Origin of the sequence: uncultured Escherichia sp. (genome assembly GCF_948475835.1) — a bacterium.
GTDB lineage: Bacteria > Pseudomonadota > Gammaproteobacteria > Enterobacterales > Enterobacteriaceae > ECMA0423.
Map to the genome: position 1 here is coordinate 55,132 of NZ_CAOLGM010000002.1, position 18,527 is coordinate 73,658.

Genomic DNA, 18,527 nt, shown 5'->3' on the forward strand with positions numbered 1-18,527 from the left:
ATGCGGCGTAAACGCCTTATCCGGCCTACACATGCGTCCCCGTAGGTCGGATAAGACGCGCCAGCGTCGCATCCGACATTTTGGGCACAGTAGCTGGATGCGACATGAACGCAGTATGTGACCAACACATGCGCTCCCCGTAGGTTGGATAAGACGCGCCAGCGTCGCATCCGACATTTTAGGCACAGTAGCCCACCTACATAGGCAATGTTTTCAACAATCCAAATGCCTCTTTCATCCGATCCTCACTGACCACAAAGGCGCGAAGCTGGTCAGCATCGTCAACGCCGCGCGCCACCATTCCCTGGCGTTCGGTATTAATTTGCCAGCGTAAATCCTGACGCTGGGTTTCGCCTGCCAGATGCAGCGGTAATTCCGGCGTTTTGATTTTCACCAGCATCGCCGGTAGTTTCAGTGGCGTGTTATTGCCGAGAAGATTTTTTGCCAGCACCATCGCGCTAAGTTGAATCGGCTGGAGGAACGGCAATACCTGACCGTTAATTTCCGCGCAATCGCCCAGCGCGTAAATATCGGCATTACTGGTTTGCAGATAACTATCGACGCAAACGCCGCGATTAATCGTCAGCCCGGCGCGTCGTGCCAGGGCGGTTTCCGGGCGCAGTCCGGTGGCGGCAATTACCGCATCCACTTCGATACTGCGCTGGCGGTCCAGCGTTGCCAGAATGCCAGAATCTGTTTTTTCCAGCCCCTGCAACTGAGATTTCAACAACAGATGAACGCCCATCTCCGTCAACCGATGCTGCAAGCGGCTGCTTACTTCCGGTGGCATTAATGACGCCAGAATACTGGCAGCGTTGTCGATTAGCGTGACCGCTTTGCCTGCACGACAAAAATCCATCGCCAGTTCGCTACCAATCAAACCACCGCCAACAATCAACACGCGTCGGGCATCCCGCAGTTGCGTTTCACAGGCGCGATACTCTTGCTGACTATTTAACGTCAGCATTAACTCACGCCCAGGCACAGGCGGGACAAAGGCACTGGCACCGGTTGCCAGTACTAGCTTGTCGTATTGCCACTGATTATTCTGGCTTTTCACCACACGGGCTTCGGCATCGATATCCGTCACCCAGGTTTGTGGAAACAGGTGCAGATTAAACTGCTCGGCAAATTCACCCGCCGTCTGGCGGGTAAGGTCATCGGCACGTTGCCCCTGACTGATAACATGGCTGAGGTCAGGTTTGTTGTACTCATCCATGCTGTCGGCGGCAATCAGGGTTAATGGAATAGTGGCGTCCTGTTTGCGAATATTTTTCACCAGTTGGCGGGCGGCGAAGCCCGAACCGATGATCACAATGCCGTTACTCATTTTGCCTCCGATGCCAGTTCTTCAAAGACGTCTTTGCCGAGGGAGCATTCCGGGCAGAGGAAGTTATCCGGGACTTCACTCCACGGCGTTCCTGGCGCAACGTCCTGCATTGGCTCGCCTTTTGCCGGATCGTAAATCCACTGGCAGACGCTGCACTGCATCCGTGGGCCGAGGTCAGCCGTCGTGGTGGCAGAGGTTTCTTCTTTAACCACCGTATTCACCGTGCTCTGCGGCAGCGGCGCGAGCGCCCACTGACGGGCGATTTCGCGACCGTGTTCACGACATAACTCCAGAGCGTCCTGGTCTGGTCGCCATTTGGCTTTCAGGCTAAGCGACATTTCGAAACCCGCATCCTGCAGGCGCGTGGAAAGACGATCCACCGCACCGCCGCTCCAGCCGTGAGAGCCGAAAGCACTGGCGCGTTTGTTACGGAAGCGTAAACCAGTCATCTCCTCCACCAGCCCGGCGATTTTCGGCATCATCACGTTATTCATCGTCGAAGTGCCGACCAGCACGCCTTTTGAGCGGAAGACATTGGTCAGGATTTCGTTTTTATCGCTTCGGGCGACGTTGAAAATTTTCACCGCCACGCGTGGGTCGGTTTCCGCAATTCCCTGGGCGATAGCGTCAGCCATCATGCGGGTGTTATTCGACATGGTGTCGTAGAAAATGGTGATTCTGTCTTCCTGATAATCAGCGGCCCACTTCAGGTACAGCTCGACAATTTGCGTCGGGTTATCGCGCCAGACCACGCCGTGGGAGGTCGCTATCATATCGACTGGTAAGTTAAAGCCTAGGATCTCGGTAATTTTCGGCGTTACCAGGCGGCTGAACGGCGTCAGGATATTGGCGTAGTAACGCTGGCACTGCTCGAAAAGCTCCGTCTGATCCACTTCATCGTTGAACAGATGCTCGTCGCAGTAGTGCTGACCGAAAGCATCGTTACTGAACAGCACCGCGTCGCCTGTCAGGTAAGTCATCATGCTGTCCGGCCAGTGCAGCATTGGTGTTTCGACAAAAATGAGCTGTTTGCCGTTGCCGATATCCAGCGTGTCGCCAGTTTTCACCACATTAAAATTCCACTCCGGATGATGGTGATGACCATTTATCGAGTCGATAGCGTTGGCAGTACAGTAGATCGGCGTATCGGGAATTTGCGCCATCAGTTCGGTCAGCGCCCCAGCGTGGTCCTCTTCTGCATGGTTAATCACGATGTAATCGATATCCGCCAGATCGATTTCATTACGCAGGTTCTGCACAAATTCGCGGCTGAATTTATGGTCGACGGTGTCGATCAGCACGTTTTTTTCTTCGCGGATGAGGTAGCTGTTGTAACTGCTGCCGCGCAGCGTTTTATATTCCGTGCCGTGAAAATCACGCACTTCCCAGTCACGTTGACCAACCCAATGAATGTTATTTTTCACCACAATAGACATAGCAACCTCAATTTATTCAGCGTGTTCTAAAAAGATGTCTTGCCAATTGCAGATTGCGTGCCAGTTTTTTATCTGATTGTTTTTACTATATAAATAAAAGTATGCTCATTAATGAGTAGTCAAAATGACTATCAATCAAATGGTCGATATGACAATATCTATAGTCAAATTGACAGTGAGGCAAAGATGAGTTTTTCCGTTGATGTGCTGGCGAATATCGCCATCGAATTGCAGCGTGGGATTGGTCATCAGGATCGTTTTCAGCGCCTGATCACCACGCTACGTCAGGTGCTGGAGTGCGATGCGTCTGCGTTGCTACGTTACGATTCGCGGCAGTTTATTCCGCTTGCCATCGACGGTCTGGTAAAGGATGTACTCGGTAGACGCTTTGCGCTGGAAGGGCATCCACGGCTGGAAGCGATTGCCCGCGCCGGGGATGTGGTGCGCTTTCCCGCAGACAGCGAATTGCCCGATCCCTATGACGGTTTGATTCCTGGGCAGGAGAGTCTGAAGGTTCACGCCTGCGTTGGTCTGCCATTGTTTGCCGGGCAAAACCTGATCGGCGCACTGACGCTCGACGGGATGCAGCCCGATCAGTTCGATGTTTTCAGCGACGAAGAGCTACGGCTGATTGCTGCGCTGGCGGCGGGAGCGTTAAGCAATGCGTTGCTGATTGAACAACTGGAAAGCCAGAATATGATGCCAGGCGATGCCACGCCGTTTGAAGCGGTGAAACAGACGCAGATGATTGGCTTGTCCCCTGGCATGACGCAACTGAAAAAAGAGATTGAGATTGTGGCGGCGTCCGATCTCAACGTCCTGATCAGCGGTGAGACGGGAACCGGTAAGGAGCTGGTGGCGAAAGCGATTCATGAAGCCTCGCCACGGGCGGTGAATCCGCTGGTCTATCTCAACTGTGCCGCACTGCCGGAAAGTGTGGCGGAAAGTGAACTGTTCGGGCATGTGAAAGGAGCGTTTACTGGCGCTATCAGTAACCGCAGCGGGAAGTTTGAAATGGCGGATAACGGCACTCTGTTTCTGGATGAGATCGGCGAGTTGTCGTTGGCATTGCAGGCCAAGCTGCTGAGGGTGTTGCAGTATGGCGATATTCAGCGCGTTGGCGATGACCGCAGTTTGCGGGTCGATGTGCGCGTGCTGGCGGCGACTAACCGCGACTTACGCGAAGAGGTGCTGGCAGGGCGATTTCGCGCTGACTTGTTTCATCGCCTGAGCGTGTTTCCACTTTCGGTGCCGCCGCTGCGTGAGCGGGGCGATGATGTCATTCTGCTGGCGGGGTATTTCTGCGAGCAGTGTCGTTTGCGGCTGGGGCTCTCCCGCGTGGTATTAAGTGCCGGAGCGCGAAATTTACTGCAACACTATCGTTTTCCGGGGAACGTGCGCGAACTGGAACATGCTATTCATCGGGCGGTAGTGCTGTCGAGAGCCACCCGCAACGGCGATGAAGTGATTCTTGAGGCGCAACATTTTGCTTTTCCTGAGGTGACGTTGCCGCCGCCAGAAGCGGCGGCGGTGCCCGTTGTTAAGCAAAACCTGCGTGAAGCGACAGAAGCGTTCCAGCGTGAAACTATTCGTCAGGCGCTGGCACAAAATCATCACAACTGGGCTGCCTGCGCGCGGATGCTGGAAACCGACGTCGCCAACCTGCATCGGCTGGCGAAACGTCTGGGAATGAAGGATTAAATAATCCCGGCCTGATAGAAATCCTGCAGGTTAATTGCGCCGGTGAGTTTGCCGTTTTCATCTACCACCGGTGCGGCAGTGATTTTGCGCTTCATCAGGATCTCTTTGGCGTCGATGGCGCGACTTTGCGATTGCAACGTGGTGCCGCCGACCGTCATCGCTTCATTAACTGGCGTGGTGAGTGCGCCGCCGCCAACCAGCCAGCGACGTAAATCGCCGTCGGTAAAGACGCCTTGTACCTGTTGTTGAGCGTCACATACCGCCACCAGCCCCAGACCGGTGCGGCTGAGTTCCAGCATCGCATCCATCACGCTGGCGGTTAACGCCACCTGTGGGATGGCATCGTCACGGCGCATCAGATGATGCACTTTATTCAGCAAGCGAGCGCCCAGTGCCCCGGCTGGGTGGGAGCGGGCAAAATCTTCTTCATTAAATCCGCGCGCCTGCATGACCGCCATCGCCAGCGCGTCACCCATCATCAGGGTATTGACGGTGCTGGAGGTCGGCGCAAGGTGCATCGGGCAGGCTTCGCGTTCTACGGAGATATCCAGCACCGCTTTTGCCGCCAGGCCCAGCGGTGACGTCGGTTTGCCGGTCATCGCCAGCAGCGCGATAGATTTATCTTCCAGACGCGGAATAATCAGATCCAGTTCCTTCGCGCCACCGGAGTAAGAGATAAACAGCATCACATCGCGGCTTTCAATCATCCCCAGATCGCCGTGCAGTGCTTCTGCCGGATGGACAAAAAAAGCCGGTGTGCCGGTACTGGCAAGTGTTGCGGCGATTTTCTTACCAATGTGGCCCGATTTGCCAATTCCCGAAACCACCACTTTGCCTTCGCAGTGCAGGATGATATTGGCGGCGCGAACAAAATCATCGCCCAGACGTTCCGGTAAACGGCTTGCTTCCTGCAACTCCAGCATTAACGTCTGACGTCCCGCGTTCTGTAGTGCTTCACTCATTGCTCTCTCCGGTTATGATCACATCGATCCCTTTCTCTTCCAGCGCCTGACGAAACGCCGGATCGATACCTGCGTCGGTAATCAGCTTATCGACGCTTTCAAGACTGCAAACTACGTTGGGGCTTTTACGGCCAAACTTTGATGAGTCCGCCATCAAAATCACTTCGCGCGCGGCATTGCACATTGCCTTACTGACGGTATAAACCTCGTTGAAGGTGGTTACGCCCGCATTGAGATCGATGCCGTCGGTGCCCATAAACAATTTATCGAAACTGAAATGTTCGAAGGCATTCTCTGCCAGCTGTCCGTGAAATGAGGCCGATTTTTTACGAAACGTTCCGCCTGGCATCAGGATAGTTTGTTCGTTATCCAGTTCGGATAGCGCATTGACGATATGCAGGCTGTTGGTCATCACCGTGATGTTATTAAAGCGCGAGAGCAGGGGAACCATCTGCAAAACGGTACTGCCAGCATCAACAATGATCGAATCGCCATCATGGATAAAACTAACGGCAGCTTCTGCAATCAGCTCTTTCTTGTGGGTGTTGATGAGTGTTTTATGATCGATAGGCGGATCGGATTCCTCTTTATTCAACACCACTCCGCCATAAGTACGAATGACGGTTCCGGCATGTTCCAGAATGACCAGATCTTTGCGAATGGTTGTGCCTGTGGTGTCAAAGTATTGCGCCAATTCTTCAACCGAGCATTTACCCTGCTTTTGCAGATACTCCAGAATGGCGGCCTGACGCTGACGAGGTTTCATGGGCGTGATTACCTGATTTAGGTTTCAAAATGATAACTTCGCAAGCAAGTAACATTCACAACGAAATTATCCACGTTTCAGTTTAAGCGCCAATGATAGAGCATTCTGTGATAGTGGATCATGGGGAAAGATCACATCGGGCTGTAAATCACCCGCATGCATACCGGTAATTGCGGGAATTTTTTGCGGTCGGGCGAAGACGGTCAGTCCTTTCATAAACAAGGTGTCGACGATGCGCTGCTGATCGTCCAGCGCGATGGCGACCACGACCCGCGGTTTAAAGCGCCCGCTGGAACGGCCCACGCCAACCCGCCCTTGCTGGCATAGTGTGTCGAAGGCACGGTTAAAACGAGAAATTTGCCAGCCGCCTAAGGCCAGTTGCGCACACCAGGCGATAACGGCGACGGTGATGAGTGCGGATACCATAACTTTTCCTTAATGTAGTGGCGGAAGTCCTGTATGCCTGATGAGCGTAGCGCATCAGGCATTCTATAGTCTCACGGAGATCCTTAATGGATCTCCGCTGTTGATCAGAACATCACCTGACCGCCGGTGACATTGATCGACTGTCCGGTGCAGTACGACGCCTTAGGACTGGCGTAGAACAGCAGCATATTCAGCACATCTTGATAATCGCAGCCGCGTTTGAGCGGTACTTTGTCGATGTAATACTGCTCGACTTGATCCGGTTTGATACCCAGCTTGGTCGCGTATTGTGGCAACAGTGACTGGAACATCGGCGATTTCAGCAGGTTACCGAGCATCAGTGAATGCACCGTAATGCCGTACTCCGCCAGATCCAGCGCCAGTGATTGAGTCAGCCCGACGCCACCAAATTTCGCTGCGCTGTAGCCAGAGTTGTGTTTGCTGCCCACTTTGCCGGATTTCGAGTTGATCTGAATAATGCGACCCTGAATCCCGTCGCGGATCATCAAACGCGAAAATTCACGGGCACACAGGAAATAACCCACCAGATTCACTTGTAGCGAACGGTCAAAATCGCCGAGCTGGAAGTCGCTGATAAAGGCTGCTTTTGCTATTCCGGCGCTATAGACCAGCAAATCCACGCGACCAAAGATTTCATCTACCCCACGAGAGAGCGCCAGAACGCTTTGCTCGCTGGTGGCGTCAGCACCAAAACCGTACGCCATACCTTCACCATATTCGGCGTTAATTTCTTGTGCCACATTTGCGGCTTTGTCGCTCTGAATATCGACAACCGCGACGCGATACCCCTCGGCAGCCAGACCGTGGCACAGGAACGCGCCTAAGGTTTGCCCACCACCGATGACAACGGCAACCTGATTCATTTTTTACTCCTTAACAGATTCAAACTTCAAAACCGATCCCGGCGCGATATCGTCGGGTACAGGGCCTGCCACATGGACAGTGCCCGGAAATTCCGCTTCGTTTAAACCATCGAAGCGCAGGGTGACATGACCCAGTTCGCGAAGGTTGTCTTCCGCCACGCTGCCAACAGCGGTCACCGGATAGCGATGCTGCCCGAGTGAAAATTGCAAACCGGGATGGAGTGCACCTTTCAACTCGCCGTGGCAATGAATGAAGCAATACTCTTCGAGGTCCGCTGGCGCGCCTTCACGAAAGGTGATGAGCATCTGGTCGCTGAGGGCGTCAGTGGCACTCGCGCCGATACGGGTGATGGTGGTCTGATAAATAACGGTCATGTTTCAGCCTCTATTGATAGATAAAACCGGAGACAAACCAGGCGATCAGTACAGTCGGCGCGCCGGTTAAAAAGCGGCTCACCAGTACAGAAGGGACACCGACGCGAACCGTGTCCTGACGAGCTTCCGCCAGCGACAAACCGACCGGGATGAAGTCGCAGGCCGCCTGCGCGTTGATGGCAAACAGTGCAGGTAAAGCCAGATGCGGCGGAATATTGCCGAGACCAATCTGCACGCCAATCAATACGCCGATAACCTGTGCGATAACTGCGCCTGGGCCGAGGAAAGGTGAAAGCAGTGGGAAGGAGCAGATGAGCGCCAGCATGACCAGACCCAGTGGATGGCTCGCCAGCGGAGCAAGACCGTGGGCAATCCAGTCACCAAGGCCAGAAGCCATAATGATGCCAATGAGCGCCGAGACGAATGCCATAAACGGCAGAATGGTTTTTAATACAGTGTCGATGGTGTCACGACCAGATTGAAACAGCACCGCAACGGCGGACCCCATGCCCATTCCCACCTTCGCCAGTAAACCATCGCTTTGTTCGGTGATTTTCTTACTGGTGTCATAGTCACGGCCCACGGAAGAGGGTTGTGGTGTCGCATCACCCACTACAGTGATGTTTTCTTCTTTTACGCCAGAGACATAAATATCTTCCACAATGTACTGCGCCAGCGGACCGGACTTGCCCGTCGAGTGGATATTAATGGTGGGAATACGTCGTTTCGGATAGATGCCGCAGCGTAATGTGCCGCCACAGTCGATTACCGCGACACCAATTTCCGCCTCCGCGGGTTCACCTTCTTTAAATCCGTCAATAGCCTGCCAGCCAGTAAGCTGTGCCAGTTTGTCAACAATCGCAGGCCGGGTACCGGCGGTGATATAGACGATTTTTTTTCCCGGCGTGGCTTTCAGCTCAAGCGGGCCGCCCCAGCCACCCGTTCCTTTTTCGATCCGAATATGCGTCATGATGTTGCTCCTGCCAGGTGAACTTTTTGTTCAAGTTGAATGCCCATCTTTTTCTCAAAAATGGCGGTGGTCAGATCGGTCACCCAGCCGCGGAAGAAATTGGTGACCAGACCAACCAGCAGATAACTCACCGCCAGTGGGCCAAGTGGCAGGTTCAGCGTTGTCAGACCGCTGGCAATGCCAAGATAAACAAACAGTTCGCCAGGGTTGATATGGGGGAAGAGGCCATTCATTGAGTGGCAGCTATAAGAGGCCGCCGCGTAGTAGCTGGGTTTGTACTTTTCCGGCATAAAGCGACCCAGGCTTAGGGTCATCGGATTGCAAAAGACAAACGTGCCAATGCACGGTAACAGTAGGTAACGGGAAACAGGGTTACCGGCGCAACGTTGAGCAAAACGTTCAATACGATGCTGACCGATAAAATTAATCAGTGCGTTCATGATAACCAGCAGGCTAATCAACAGCGGAAGAATGCCGGTCACCATCCCGGTAAACACCTCTCCGCCCTTTTGGAACAGCCCGATAAACCACTCTGCACCATGAGTAATGGTTTCTATCATTGTTCTCTCCTTCAGGATTTATTGTTTTATTACCAAACGGCAACCTAATCTAATCAGATTGAAAGATTTAAAAGTGTTATTTTGATCGCAAAATGAAAGATAAATATTTTAATTTGAAAGTTTGAATAAAAGGATAGCGAGGGGAATGAGTTGAGTTATGTAAAGTCCGTATCGGGCAGTGACTACCGCTTCCTTGTGCGGGGCGTGATGCTTTACCATACTTGCCCCTGGTTGAATCTGTTAAATGGACCCCTCATGTTCAAGCGTCGTTATGTAACATTGCTTCCCCTTTTTGTGTTGCTTGCCGCCTGTAGCAGCAAGCCAAAACCTACTGAGACTGATACGACCACCGGAACGCCGTCTGGCGGCTTCCTGCTTGAGCCGCAGCACAATGTGATGCAGATGGGCGGCGATTTCGCTAATAACCCGAATGCCCAGCAGTTCATCGACAAAATGGTGAACAAACACGGTTTCGATCGTCAGCAGTTGCAGGAAATTCTCTCCCAGGCGAAACGTCTGGATTCGGTACTGCGGCTGATGGATAACCAGGCACCAACCACATCGGTGAAACCGCCATCAGGTCCGAACGGCGCATGGCTGCGTTATCGCAAAAAATTTATTACGCCGGACAACGTGCAGAACGGTGTGGTTTTCTGGAATCAGTATGAAGATGCGTTGAATCGCGCGTGGCAGGTGTATGGCGTACCGCCGGAAATTATCGTCGGGATTATCGGCGTTGAAACCCGCTGGGGGCGCGTGATGGGGAAAACTCGCATCCTCGATGCGCTGGCAACGCTGTCATTTAACTACCCACGCCGCGCGGAGTATTTCTCTGGCGAGCTGGAAACCTTCCTGTTGATGGCGCGCGACGAGCAGGACGATCCGCTCAATCTGAAAGGTTCCTTTGCCGGGGCGATGGGCTACGGACAGTTTATGCCGTCGTCTTACAAACAATATGCGGTAGATTTCAGCGGCGACGGGCATATCAACCTGTGGGATCCGGTTGATGCGATCGGTAGCGTGGCGAACTATTTCAAAGCGCACGGCTGGGTGAAAGGCGATCAGGTCGCGGTAATGGCAAACGGTCAGGCTCCAGGCTTGCCAAATGGCTTCAAAACTAAGTACAGCATTTCGCAGCTTGCCGCCGCAGGTTTAACGCCACAGCAGCCGCTGGGCAACCATCAACAAGCCAGCCTGCTGCGTCTGGATGTTGGCACCGGCTACCAGTACTGGTACGGTCTGCCGAACTTCTACACCATCACCCGTTACAACCACAGCACCCATTACGCAATGGCGGTCTGGCAGTTAGGACAAGCCGTGGCGCTGGCGCGAGTACAGTAGCTATTTACAAGAGGGGGGCGTGAGCTTCCCTCTGGCTAATCAGCTTTTTTCTGAATCCTCCTCGTAAAATTGCAACGCCAACACCATCTTCCTGACGAAAGTGCTATCTTGTCCGGCATAAATTTTTGACTGACAGAGGTTGTGATGACTGACAGTGAACTGATGCAGTTAAGTGAACAGGTTGGGCAGGCGCTGAAAGCCCGTGGCGCAACCGTAACAACTGCCGAGTCTTGTACCGGTGGTTGGGTAGCGAAAGTGATTACCGATATTGCCGGTAGCTCCGCCTGGTTTGAACGCGGATTTGTCACCTACAGTAACGAAGCCAAAGCGCAGATGATCGGCGTACGCGAAGAGACGCTGGCGCAGCATGGCGCGGTGAGTGAACCCGTCGTGGTGGAAATGGCGATAGGCGCACTGAAAGCGGCTCGTGCTGATTATGCCGTGTCTATTAGTGGTATCGCCGGGCCGGATGGCGGCAGTGAAGAGAAGCCTGTCGGCACCGTCTGGTTTGCTTTTGCCACTGCCCGCGGTGAAGGCATTACCCGGCGGGAATGCTTCAGCGGCGACCGTGATGCGGTGCGTCGTCAGGCTACTGCGTATGCATTGCAGACCTTGTGGCAACAATTTCTACAAAACACTTGATACTGTATGAGCATACAGTATAATTGCTTCAACAGAACATATTGACTATCCGGTATTACCCGGCATGACAGGAGTAAAAATGGCTATCGACGAAAACAAACAGAAAGCGTTGGCGGCAGCACTGGGCCAGATTGAGAAACAATTTGGTAAAGGCTCCATCATGCGCCTGGGTGAAGACCGTTCCATGGATGTGGAAACCATCTCTACCGGTTCGCTTTCACTGGATATCGCGCTTGGGGCAGGTGGTCTGCCGATGGGCCGTATCGTCGAAATCTACGGACCGGAATCTTCCGGTAAAACCACGCTGACGCTGCAGGTGATCGCCGCAGCGCAGCGTGAAGGTAAAACCTGTGCGTTTATCGATGCTGAACACGCGCTGGACCCAATCTACGCACGTAAACTGGGCGTCGATATCGATAACCTGCTGTGCTCCCAGCCGGACACCGGCGAGCAGGCACTGGAAATCTGTGACGCCCTGGCGCGTTCTGGCGCAGTAGACGTTATCGTCGTTGACTCCGTGGCGGCACTGACGCCGAAAGCGGAAATCGAAGGCGAAATCGGCGACTCTCACATGGGCCTTGCGGCACGTATGATGAGCCAGGCGATGCGTAAGCTGGCGGGTAACCTGAAGCAGTCCAACACGCTGCTGATCTTCATCAACCAGATCCGTATGAAAATTGGTGTGATGTTCGGTAACCCGGAAACCACTACCGGTGGTAACGCGCTGAAATTCTACGCCTCTGTTCGTCTCGACATCCGTCGTATCGGCGCGGTGAAAGAGGGCGAAAACGTGGTGGGTAGCGAAACCCGCGTGAAAGTGGTGAAGAACAAAATCGCTGCGCCGTTTAAACAGGCTGAATTCCAGATCCTCTACGGCGAAGGTATCAACTTCTACGGCGAACTGGTTGACCTGGGCGTAAAAGAGAAGCTGATCGAGAAAGCAGGCGCGTGGTACAGCTACAAAGGTGAGAAGATCGGTCAGGGTAAAGCGAATGCAACTGCCTGGCTGAAAGATAACCCGGAAACCGCGAAAGAGATCGAGAAGAAAGTACGTGAGTTGCTGCTGAGCAACCCGAACTCAACGCCGGATTTCTCTGTAGATGACAGCGAAGGCGTAGCAGAAACTAACGAAGATTTTTAATCGTTCGTTATTGATGATAATAGATAATGTGTGCACGGACGGTCCCCTCGCTCCTTTGGGGAGAGGGTTAGGGTGAGGGGAACAGGCCAGCACTGGCGTGAAAAATTACTCTCACCTCGATCCTCTAACGAATTGGGCCTGCGGGAACATTCTGCACACTCATTGACTATTAAATCTGTTTATCAGCAAAACCTGGGTCGCATCTGCGGCCCTTTTGCTTTTTTAAGTTGTAAGGATATGCCATGACAGAATCAACGTCCCGTCGCCCGGCATATGCTCGCCTGTTGGATCGTGCGGTACGCATTCTGGCGGTGCGCGATCACAGTGAGCAAGAACTGCGACGTAAACTCGCGGCACCGATTATGGGCAAAAATGGCCCAGAAGAGATTGATGCTACGGCAGAAGATTACGAGCGCGTTATTGCCTGGTGCCATGAACATGGCTATCTCGATGACAGCCGATTTGTTGCGCGCTTTATCGCCAGCCGTAGCCGCAAAGGTTATGGACCTGCGCGTATTCGCCAGGAACTGAATCAGAAAGGTATTTCCCGCGAAGCGACAGAAAAAGCGATGCGTGAATGTGACATCGACTGGTGCGCACTGGCGCGCGATCAGGCGACGCGAAAATATGGTGAACCTTTGCCAACTGTCTTTTCAGAAAAAGTTAAGATCCAGCGTTTTCTGCTCTATCGTGGCTATCTGATGGAAGATATCCAGGATATTTGGCGAAATTTTGCCGACTGAACGCATACGGTATTTTACTTCCCAGTCAAGAAAACTTATCTTATTCCCACTTTTCAGTTACCAGCCCGGCGGTTAAGACACGCTGGAGCTGGTGGCGATATTTCGTTAGCTTGATTTCAGGATAATTATGAGCAAGAGCACCGCTGAGATCCGTCAGGCGTTTCTCGACTTTTTCCATAGTAAGGGACATCAGGTAGTTGCCAGCAGCTCCCTGGTACCCCATAACGACCCAACTTTGTTGTTTACCAACGCCGGGATGAACCAGTTCAAGGATGTGTTCCTTGGGCTCGACAAGCGTAATTATTCCCGCGCTACCACTTCCCAACGCTGCGTGCGTGCGGGTGGTAAACACAACGACCTGGAAAACGTCGGTTACACCGCGCGTCACCATACCTTCTTCGAAATGCTGGGCAACTTCAGCTTCGGCGACTATTTCAAACACGATGCCATTCAGTTTGCATGGGAACTGCTGACCAGCGAAAAATGGTTTGCCCTGCCGAAAGAGCGTCTGTGGGTTACCGTCTATGAAAGCGACGACGAAGCCTACGAAATCTGGGAAAAAGAAGTCGGGATCCCGCGCGAACGTATTATTCGCATCGGCGATAACAAAGGTGCGCCATACGCATCTGACAACTTCTGGCAGATGGGTGACACTGGTCCGTGCGGCCCGTGCACCGAAATCTTCTACGATCACGGCGACCACATTTGGGGTGGCCCTCCGGGAAGTCCGGAAGAAGACGGCGACCGCTACATTGAGATCTGGAACATCGTCTTCATGCAGTTCAACCGCCAGGCAGATGGCACGATGGAACCGCTGCCGAAGCCGTCTGTAGATACCGGTATGGGTCTGGAGCGTATTGCTGCGGTGCTGCAACACGTTAACTCTAACTATGACATCGACCTGTTCCGCACGTTGATCCAGGCGGTAGCGAAAGTCACTGGCGCGACCGATCTGAGCAATAAATCGCTGCGCGTAATCGCTGACCACATTCGTTCTTGTGCGTTCCTGATCGCGGATGGCGTAATGCCGTCCAATGAAAACCGTGGTTATGTACTGCGTCGTATCATTCGTCGCGCAGTGCGTCACGGCAATATGCTCGGCGCGAAAGAAACCTTCTTCTACAAACTGGTTGGTCCGCTGATCGACGTTATGGGCTCTGCGGGTGAAGACCTGAAACGCCAGCAGGCGCAGGTTGAGCAGGTGCTGAAGACTGAAGAAGAGCAGTTTGCCCGTACTCTGGAGCGCGGTCTGGCGTTGCTGGATGAAGAGCTGGCAAAACTTTCTGGTGATACGCTGGATGGTGAAACGGCTTTCCGTCTGTACGACACCTATGGCTTCCCGGTTGACCTGACGGCTGATGTTTGTCGTGAGCGCAACATCAAAGTTGACGAAGCTGGTTTTGAAGCAGCAATGGAAGAGCAGCGTCGTCGCGCGCGCGAAGCCAGCGGCTTTGGTGCCGATTACAACGCAATGATCCGTGTTGATAGTGCATCTGAATTTAAAGGCTATGACCATCTGGAACTGAACGGCAAAGTGACCGCGCTGTTTGTTGATGGTAAAGCGGTTGATGCCATCAATGCAGGCCAGGAAGCTGTGGTCGTGCTGGATCAAACACCATTCTATGCGGAATCCGGCGGTCAGGTTGGTGATAAAGGCGAACTGAAAGGCGCTAACTTCTCCTTCGCGGTGGAAGATACGCAGAAATACGGCCAGGCGATTGGTCACATCGGTAAACTTGCTGCGGGTTCTCTGAAAGTGGGCGACGCTGTGCAGGCTGATGTTGATGAGGCTCGTCGCGCCCGTATTCGTCTGAATCACTCCGCAACGCACCTGATGCACGCTGCGCTGCGCCAGGTTCTGGGGACTCATGTATCGCAGAAAGGTTCACTGGTTAACGACAAGGTGCTGCGCTTCGACTTCTCACACAACGAAGCGATGAAACCGGAAGAGATTCGTGCGGTCGAAGACCTGGTGAACGCACAGATTCGTCGCAATTTGCCGATCGAAACCAACATCATGGATCTCGAAGCGGCGAAAGCGAAAGGTGCGATGGCGCTGTTCGGCGAGAAGTATGATGAGCGTGTACGCGTGCTGAGCATGGGCGATTTCTCCACCGAGCTGTGTGGCGGTACTCACGCCAGCCGCACTGGTGATATTGGTCTGTTCCGCATCATCTCTGAATCGGGTACTGCTGCAGGCGTTCGTCGTATCGAAGCGGTAACCGGAGAAGGCGCTATCACCACCGTTCATGCAGACAGCGATCGCTTAAGCGAAGTCGCGCATCTGCTGAAAGGCGATAGCAATAATCTGGCGGATAAAGTGCGCTCAGTACTGGAACGTACGCGTCAGTTAGAAAAAGAACTACAACAGCTTAAAGAACAAGCTGCCGCACAGGAGAGCGCAAATCTTTCCAGTAAGGCAATTGATGTTAATGGTGTTAAGCTGTTGGTTAGCGAGCTTAGCGGTGTTGAGCCGAAAATGTTGCGTACCATGGTTGACGATTTAAAAAATCAGCTGGGGTCGACAATTATCGTGCTGGCAACGGTAGCCGAAGGTAAGGTTTCTCTGATTGCAGGCGTATCTAAGGACGTCACAGATCGTGTGAAAGCAGGGGAACTGATTGGTATGGTCGCTCAGCAGGTGGGCGGCAAGGGTGGTGGACGTCCTGACATGGCGCAAGCCGGTGGTACGGATGCTGCGGCCTTACCTGCAGCGTTAGCCAGTGTGAAAGGCTGGGTCAGCGCGAAATTGCAATAATATAAGCGTCAGGCAATGCCGTGGACTCGCTTCACGGCATTCGCATTAACGCTATCGACAACGATAAAGTCAGGTTGAAGTTGTGTATATCGGCTAAACTTAGGTTTAACAGAATGTAATGCCATGACTGCTTACATGTAATGTGTTTGTCATTGCTTACTTTTTGGCGTTATATGATGGATAATGCCGGGATACAGAGAGACCCGACTCTTTTAATCTTTCAAGGAGCAAAGAATGCTGATTCTGACTCGTCGAGTTGGTGAGACCCTCATGATTGGGGATGAGGTCACCGTGACAGTTTTAGGGGTAAAGGGCAACCAGGTACGTATTGGCGTAAATGCCCCGAAGGAAGTTTCTGTTCACCGTGAAGAGATCTACCAGCGTATCCAGGCTGAAAAATCCCAGCAGTCCAGTTACTAATCTTTCCGCGTCTCATCTTTATCGGTGAGACGCACCCTCAAAATTTCTCCTTCACTCTATAGTCTTTTCGCTTTACTCCCGTTCATTCAACTTAAGTCTCCATTTTTTTGCATTACTACTATCTGTCAGACCTCCATTTTTCTGTTGATAAAACACTCTTTTTGACGTTTTTACAGACTAATTGAACGTGAAGTGTGCAAACGATAAAAGTGTAGGAAAAATTGTTTGACTTATAAGTCTCAGAAAGTAATATGTGCGCCACGCAGCGACGATGAGCGATAAACAAGTTCTTCGAAGCACTCGTAAGAGGCGTGTGGTGAGGTGGCCGAGAGGCTGAAGGCGCTCCCCTGCTAAGGGAGTATGCGGTCAAAAGCTGCATCCGGGGTTCGAATCCCCGCCTCACCGCCATTTGCATCCGTAGCTCAGCTGGATAGAGTACTCGGCTACGAACCGAGCGGTCGGAGGTTCGAATCCTCCCGGATGCACCATATTATCCGTAATCTTCAGCGATGAAGGTATCGAAGAGGTGGCGGTACTAACCGCAAGCACCAGGGAGGATAACGTTGCTTTAGCAACGGCCCGAAGGGCGAGCCGCAAGGCGAGTAATCCTCCCGGATGCACCATCTCTTACTTGATATGGCTTTAGTAGCGGTATCAATATCAGCAGTAAAATAAATTTTCCCGATGCATCCGTAGCTCAGCTGGATAGAGTACTCGGCTACGAACCGAGCGGTCGGAGGTTCGAATCCTCCCGGATGCACCATATTCTCCGTAACCTTCAGCAATGAAGGTATCGAAGAGATAGCGGTATTAACCGCAGGCACCAGGGAGGATAACGTTGCGTCAGCAACGGCCCGAAGGGCGAACGCCAGTGAGTAATCCTCCCGGATGCACCATCTTCTCCCAAAAATTTCCTTCAAAAATATCTCATTTCTAAATAACTACTTTATCCATTTCCTGAATTTTCTTCTCCTTCGCCATCAGCGACAAAATCAAGCAATTACGCTAAAGTAGCGTCATATTTTTCGACTTGCGAGAAGACCATGTACGAGCGTTATGCAGGTTTAATTTTTGATATGGATGGCACAATCCTGGATACGGAGCCTACGCACCGTAAAGCGTGGCGCGAAGTATTAGGGCACTACGGTCTTCAGTACGATGTTCAGGCAATGATTGCGCTTAATGGATCGCCCACCTGGCGTATTGCTCAGGCAATTATTGAGCTGAATCAGGCCGATCTCGACCCGCATGCGTTAGCGCGTGAAAAAACAGAAGCAGTAAGAAGTATGCTGCTGGATAGTGTCGAGCCGCTTCCTCTTGTTGAAGTGGTGAAAAGTTGGCATGGTCGTCGCCCAATGGCTGTAGGAACGGGGAGTGAAAGCGCCATCGCTGAGGCATTGCTGGCGCACCTGGGATTACGCCGTTATTTTGACGCCGTCGTCGCTGCTGATCACGTCAAACACCATAAACCCGCGCCAGACACATTTTTGTTGTGCGCGCAGCGTATGGGCGTGCAACCGACGCAGTGTGTGGTCTTTGAAGATGCCGATTTCGGTATTCAGGCGGCCCGTGCAGCAGGCATGGACGCCGTGGATGTTCGCTTGCTGTGAGTGAAGCGTTATCGCTTTTCTCGTTGTTTGCCAGTAGTTTTCTCAGCGCTACACTATTACCCGGCAACTCCGAAGTCGTGCTGGTGGCAATGTTGCTTTCCGGGATCAGTTATCCCTGGGTTTTAGTTTTAACAGCAACAATGGGTAATAGCCTTGGAGGGTTAACTAACGTTATCCTTGGGCGTTTCTTTCCATTGCGTAAAACATCGCGCTGGCAAGAGAAAGCTACCGGCTGGCTGAAACGCTATGGTGCAGTCACGCTATTATTAAGCTGGATGCCCGTGGTTGGCGATTTACTGTGTCTGTTAGCGGGATGGATGCGCATCTCCTGGGGGCCAGTAATCTTTTTTTTGTGCCTTGGTAAAGCGTTACGCTATGTTGCAGTTGCAGCAGCGACCGTTCAGGGCATGATGTGGTGGCACTAATTGTAGGCCTGCACATATGGTCACCATTACAGTTATG

The 18,527-nt window shown here is 52.6% G+C and carries 18 protein-coding genes and 3 tRNA genes; 12 read left to right on the forward strand and 9 right to left on the reverse strand.

Going from position 1 to position 18,527, the window contains the following annotated elements:
- Positions 1–196: 196 nt before the first annotated feature.
- Together norW and norV are read right to left on the reverse strand one after the other, a co-directional pair.
- Positions 197–1,330, reverse strand: a complete 1,134-nt coding sequence (gene norW, locus QZF50_RS00810; RefSeq protein ID WP_000064748.1) for an NADH:flavorubredoxin reductase NorW — start codon at positions 1,328–1,330, stop codon at positions 197–199.
- Positions 1,327–2,766 carry an anaerobic nitric oxide reductase flavorubredoxin gene (norV, locus tag QZF50_RS00815; protein WP_000029625.1) on the reverse strand — a complete coding sequence of 480 codons (1,440 nt, stop codon included), beginning with the start codon at positions 2,764–2,766 and terminating at the stop codon, positions 1,327–1,329. Before norV ends, norW begins: the two co-directional genes overlap by 4 nt.
- A gap of 186 nt (positions 2,767–2,952) precedes the next feature.
- On the opposite strand from norV, the gene norR reads away from it, so the two are divergent.
- The gene (gene norR / locus QZF50_RS00820) at positions 2,953–4,467 is read left to right on the forward strand and encodes a nitric oxide reductase transcriptional regulator NorR (RefSeq protein ID WP_061892515.1); all 1,515 of its coding nucleotides are present in this window, start codon (positions 2,953–2,955) and stop codon (positions 4,465–4,467) included.
- Here norR and gutQ read toward each other — a convergent pair.
- From gutQ to srlA, 7 genes are all read right to left on the reverse strand, one after another.
- The gene (gene gutQ, locus QZF50_RS00825; protein ID WP_001287446.1) at positions 4,464–5,429 is read right to left on the reverse strand and encodes an arabinose-5-phosphate isomerase GutQ; all 966 of its coding nucleotides are present in this window, start codon (positions 5,427–5,429) and stop codon (positions 4,464–4,466) included. The two genes, norR and gutQ, sit on opposite strands and share 4 nt — an antisense overlap.
- Positions 5,422–6,195 carry a glucitol operon DNA-binding transcriptional repressor SrlR gene (gene srlR / locus QZF50_RS00830; protein WP_290388809.1) on the reverse strand — a complete coding sequence of 258 codons (774 nt, stop codon included), beginning with the start codon at positions 6,193–6,195 and terminating at the stop codon, positions 5,422–5,424. The genes gutQ and srlR overlap by 8 nt, the downstream gene beginning before the upstream one ends.
- Positions 6,196–6,261: 66 nt before the next feature.
- Positions 6,262–6,621, reverse strand: a complete 360-nt coding sequence (gutM, locus tag QZF50_RS00835; RefSeq protein WP_000252908.1) for a transcriptional regulator GutM — start codon at positions 6,619–6,621, stop codon at positions 6,262–6,264.
- A 104-nt stretch (positions 6,622–6,725) separates the two neighbouring features.
- Complete coding sequence (srlD, locus tag QZF50_RS00840; RefSeq protein WP_001077342.1) at positions 6,726–7,505, reverse strand: sorbitol-6-phosphate dehydrogenase; 780 nt, start codon at positions 7,503–7,505, stop codon at positions 6,726–6,728.
- 3 nt (positions 7,506–7,508) lie between these two features.
- Positions 7,509–7,880, reverse strand: coding sequence for a PTS glucitol/sorbitol transporter subunit IIA (gene srlB, locus QZF50_RS00845; protein ID WP_000216201.1), 372 nt, complete (start codon positions 7,878–7,880; stop codon positions 7,509–7,511).
- A 10-nt stretch (positions 7,881–7,890) separates the two neighbouring features.
- Positions 7,891–8,850: a PTS glucitol/sorbitol transporter subunit IIB gene (gene srlE, locus QZF50_RS00850; RefSeq protein WP_000148875.1), complete on the reverse strand. Its 960-nt coding sequence runs from the start codon at positions 8,848–8,850 to the stop codon at positions 7,891–7,893.
- Positions 8,847–9,410 (reverse strand): PTS glucitol/sorbitol transporter subunit IIC, encoded by a 564-nt coding sequence (srlA, locus tag QZF50_RS00855; RefSeq protein ID WP_000573321.1) that lies wholly within the window; start codon positions 9,408–9,410, stop codon positions 8,847–8,849. The genes srlE and srlA overlap by 4 nt, the downstream gene beginning before the upstream one ends.
- Positions 9,411–9,665: 255 nt before the next feature.
- Here srlA and mltB point away from each other — a divergent pair, with 255 nt between their 5' ends.
- The 11 genes from mltB (at position 9,666) to QZF50_RS00910 (ending at position 18,490) form a co-directional block, all read left to right on the forward strand.
- On the forward strand, positions 9,666–10,751 hold the full coding sequence (gene mltB, locus QZF50_RS00860) for a lytic murein transglycosylase B (RefSeq protein ID WP_001295177.1): 1,086 nt from the start codon (positions 9,666–9,668) through the stop codon (positions 10,749–10,751).
- Positions 10,752–10,895: 144 nt separating this feature from the next.
- Positions 10,896–11,393 (forward strand): nicotinamide-nucleotide amidase, encoded by a 498-nt coding sequence (gene pncC / locus QZF50_RS00865; RefSeq protein WP_000132231.1) that lies wholly within the window; start codon positions 10,896–10,898, stop codon positions 11,391–11,393.
- A gap of 79 nt (positions 11,394–11,472) precedes the next feature.
- Positions 11,473–12,534 (forward strand): recombinase RecA, encoded by a 1,062-nt coding sequence (recA, locus tag QZF50_RS00870; protein ID WP_000963143.1) that lies wholly within the window; start codon positions 11,473–11,475, stop codon positions 12,532–12,534.
- A gap of 242 nt (positions 12,535–12,776) precedes the next feature.
- A complete protein-coding gene (gene recX, locus QZF50_RS00875; protein ID WP_000140506.1) occupies positions 12,777–13,277 on the forward strand; it encodes a recombination regulator RecX in 501 nt (166 codons plus the stop codon).
- Positions 13,278–13,404: 127 nt separating this feature from the next.
- Positions 13,405–16,035: an alanine--tRNA ligase gene (gene alaS, locus QZF50_RS00880; protein WP_000047176.1), complete on the forward strand. Its 2,631-nt coding sequence runs from the start codon at positions 13,405–13,407 to the stop codon at positions 16,033–16,035.
- A gap of 234 nt (positions 16,036–16,269) precedes the next feature.
- Entirely contained in the window at positions 16,270–16,455 is a 186-nt protein-coding gene (csrA, locus tag QZF50_RS00885) for a carbon storage regulator CsrA (protein WP_000906486.1), read from the forward strand.
- Between the two features lie 315 nt (positions 16,456–16,770).
- Positions 16,771–16,863, forward strand: a tRNA-Ser gene (locus tag QZF50_RS00890).
- A 3-nt stretch (positions 16,864–16,866) separates the two neighbouring features.
- A tRNA-Arg gene (locus tag QZF50_RS00895) sits at positions 16,867–16,943 on the forward strand.
- A gap of 198 nt (positions 16,944–17,141) precedes the next feature.
- Positions 17,142–17,218 (forward strand) — tRNA-Arg (locus QZF50_RS00900).
- Between the two features lie 280 nt (positions 17,219–17,498).
- The gene (gene yqaB / locus QZF50_RS00905; protein WP_000273309.1) at positions 17,499–18,065 is read left to right on the forward strand and encodes a fructose-1-phosphate/6-phosphogluconate phosphatase; all 567 of its coding nucleotides are present in this window, start codon (positions 17,499–17,501) and stop codon (positions 18,063–18,065) included.
- Positions 18,062–18,490, forward strand: a complete 429-nt coding sequence (locus QZF50_RS00910) for a YqaA family protein (RefSeq protein ID WP_001287457.1) — start codon at positions 18,062–18,064, stop codon at positions 18,488–18,490. Before yqaB ends, QZF50_RS00910 begins: the two co-directional genes overlap by 4 nt.
- Positions 18,491–18,527: the final 37 nt, after the last annotated feature.

Excerpts from the sequence above, each read along its gene's own strand:
- alaS (WP_000047176.1), top strand. The coding sequence starts at position 13,405 with ATGAGCAAGAGCACCGCTGAGATCCGTCAGGCGTTTCTCGACTTTTTC.
- yqaB (WP_000273309.1), top strand. The coding sequence starts at position 17,499 with ATGTACGAGCGTTATGCAGGTTTAATTTTTGATATGGATGGCACAATC.
- norW (WP_000064748.1), bottom strand. The coding sequence starts at position 1,330 with ATGAGTAACGGCATTGTGATCATCGGTTCGGGCTTCGCCGCCCGCCAA.
- norV (WP_000029625.1), bottom strand. The coding sequence starts at position 2,766 with ATGTCTATTGTGGTGAAAAATAACATTCATTGGGTTGGTCAACGTGAC.
- srlR (WP_290388809.1), bottom strand. The coding sequence starts at position 6,195 with ATGAAACCTCGTCAGCGTCAGGCCGCCATTCTGGAGTATCTGCAAAAG.
- srlB (WP_000216201.1), bottom strand. The coding sequence starts at position 7,880 with ATGACCGTTATTTATCAGACCACCATCACCCGTATCGGCGCGAGTGCC.
- srlA (WP_000573321.1), bottom strand. The coding sequence starts at position 9,410 with ATGATAGAAACCATTACTCATGGTGCAGAGTGGTTTATCGGGCTGTTC.
- recA (WP_000963143.1), top strand. The coding sequence starts at position 11,473 with ATGGCTATCGACGAAAACAAACAGAAAGCGTTGGCGGCAGCACTGGGC.
- csrA (WP_000906486.1), top strand. The coding sequence starts at position 16,270 with ATGCTGATTCTGACTCGTCGAGTTGGTGAGACCCTCATGATTGGGGAT.
- pncC (WP_000132231.1), top strand. The coding sequence starts at position 10,896 with ATGACTGACAGTGAACTGATGCAGTTAAGTGAACAGGTTGGGCAGGCG.
- srlD (WP_001077342.1), bottom strand. The coding sequence starts at position 7,505 with ATGAATCAGGTTGCCGTTGTCATCGGTGGTGGGCAAACCTTAGGCGCG.
- recX (WP_000140506.1), top strand. The coding sequence starts at position 12,777 with ATGACAGAATCAACGTCCCGTCGCCCGGCATATGCTCGCCTGTTGGAT.
- norR (WP_061892515.1), top strand. The coding sequence starts at position 2,953 with ATGAGTTTTTCCGTTGATGTGCTGGCGAATATCGCCATCGAATTGCAG.
- srlE (WP_000148875.1), bottom strand. The coding sequence starts at position 8,850 with ATGACGCATATTCGGATCGAAAAAGGAACGGGTGGCTGGGGCGGCCCG.
- gutM (WP_000252908.1), bottom strand. The coding sequence starts at position 6,621 with ATGGTATCCGCACTCATCACCGTCGCCGTTATCGCCTGGTGTGCGCAA.
- gutQ (WP_001287446.1), bottom strand. The coding sequence starts at position 5,429 with ATGAGTGAAGCACTACAGAACGCGGGACGTCAGACGTTAATGCTGGAG.
- mltB (WP_001295177.1), top strand. The coding sequence starts at position 9,666 with ATGTTCAAGCGTCGTTATGTAACATTGCTTCCCCTTTTTGTGTTGCTT.